At 49.5% G+C, this 1429-nt stretch carries 2 protein-coding genes and 1 pseudogene; 2 read left to right on the top strand and 1 reads right to left on the bottom strand.

Features of this window, described 5'->3' with window-relative positions:
* Positions 1 to 174, top strand: a 174-nt coding sequence (locus tag AAAU26_RS00110; protein ID WP_349180844.1) for a DUF6061 family protein, incomplete at its 5' end; no start/stop codon positions are given.
* A 260-nt stretch (positions 175 to 434) separates the two neighbouring features.
* Here AAAU26_RS00110 and AAAU26_RS00115 read toward each other — a convergent pair.
* On the bottom strand, positions 435 to 1049 hold the full coding sequence (locus tag AAAU26_RS00115; RefSeq protein ID WP_227619515.1) for a PBECR4 domain-containing protein: 615 nt from the start codon (positions 1047 to 1049) through the stop codon (positions 435 to 437).
* 304 nt (positions 1050 to 1353) lie between these two features.
* Between AAAU26_RS00115 and AAAU26_RS00120 the strand changes: the two are divergent.
* Positions 1354 to 1429: pseudogene (locus tag AAAU26_RS00120) on the top strand (DUF6061 family protein); the annotation flags it as partial.

The raw sequence follows: 1429 nt of genomic DNA on the forward strand, positions 1-1429 counted from the left end.
CTTGCCATCGACTGCATCGCCGTCGAGGATGAGTACGGCAACACCCCGGCACAGCGGGCAGAACTGGACTGGCTGCTCTACAACAAGCCCTTGGAGTACGCCCAGCTTGTGCTGGGTGGAGAGATAGAGCGTTATCTGTCGCTTGGCTGCGACCATGGCAGACTGGAAGATTGATTACTTCGAAAGGCCATTGCCATTTGAGTACCAATCGAATATACTATAAACAGGAGAGCGGACGTCACTCCGCTGGTGTGGCTGACACCTAAAATCCGATCGGATGCAGGACGTAAAGGCCTGAGGTTGGCGGGCAGCGATAAAATCAGTCGCAAGGGACATTGGACAGCACCACGGTGTTGTAGATGTCCCTTTTATTTGCAAAGAAAATGATACCCACCCGCCCATGGTTTTTCCATGAGTGAGTGGGCATCGTTTTGTTAATCGAGATTTTTCGGCAAGCGGTCATACAGAACCACCGTATCCTGCGTTTCGATACGTACACGCTCTTTCTTCAGGAGCGTTCGAGAACGTTGGTTTGCACGGTAGTCACGGCCGCTTTCTTCAAAAGCAGAACAACACAGAAAGTCACATACCGCATTGCCGGAGGGAGATTCCCGGATAATGAACACAAAGGCAGTTGGTTCGATTCGGCTGGAAATCAGGTAATCCGCTTTGATTTTGGTCACGAACGGATAAAACTGGGGCATATAGGAGAACAAATCGAACTCCTGTTCCAGTATTTCTTTCAACCGCACCAGTGCCAGCAGACGCGGTTTCACATACTCCTGATAGAGTGTGCCCTTCTTTACCTTGTCGTAGGTGATCTTATCAGATAGAATCATATCAACCGTCTTGCGTGGACTATACCGGGGCAAGGCGATGTCTTTCAGGTAGTGGAACCCAGCAAGGTGAGGGAAGTCCTCTGGTGAAAATGTCAGCTTGATCTCGTGCAGTTCGCCCTTATAGCCGTAGGTGAAAACATAGTGGTACTCAGTCAGTTCTTTCCAGACTTCTGCTGCCCGATACAAAATATCTTGCTGTTCGTCCTGCACATTTTCACCTTCCCTCAAAAAAATAGAAGCCCTGCCGAAAGGCAAGGCTCCTATTAAGCGTTTTCTTTCGATTCATCGAATCTATTCGGCTTGTGGTTATCGCTCAACCCACGGTCTGGCTCCACAATCGGCTGATACCGAACCAGTCCACTGCTTCATCGCCACCGATAGCTGGTCAATGCCGCTATCCTCTAGCTTTATTATACCACAAAAGGACGTAAGTTCAAGCGCTTAAATTTAAAAGCACTCAATCATATTATATGCTAAAGGGGTTTGGCCATTGCTACGTTTGCGAACGTCATACACCACCCTTGCCATCGACTGCATCGCCGTCGAGGATGAGTACGGCAACACCCCGGCACAGCGGGCAGAACTGGACT

It is taken from the genome of Faecalibacterium longum (assembly GCF_040094125.1).
GTDB classification, from domain to species: domain Bacteria; phylum Bacillota; class Clostridia; order Oscillospirales; family Ruminococcaceae; genus Faecalibacterium; species Faecalibacterium longum.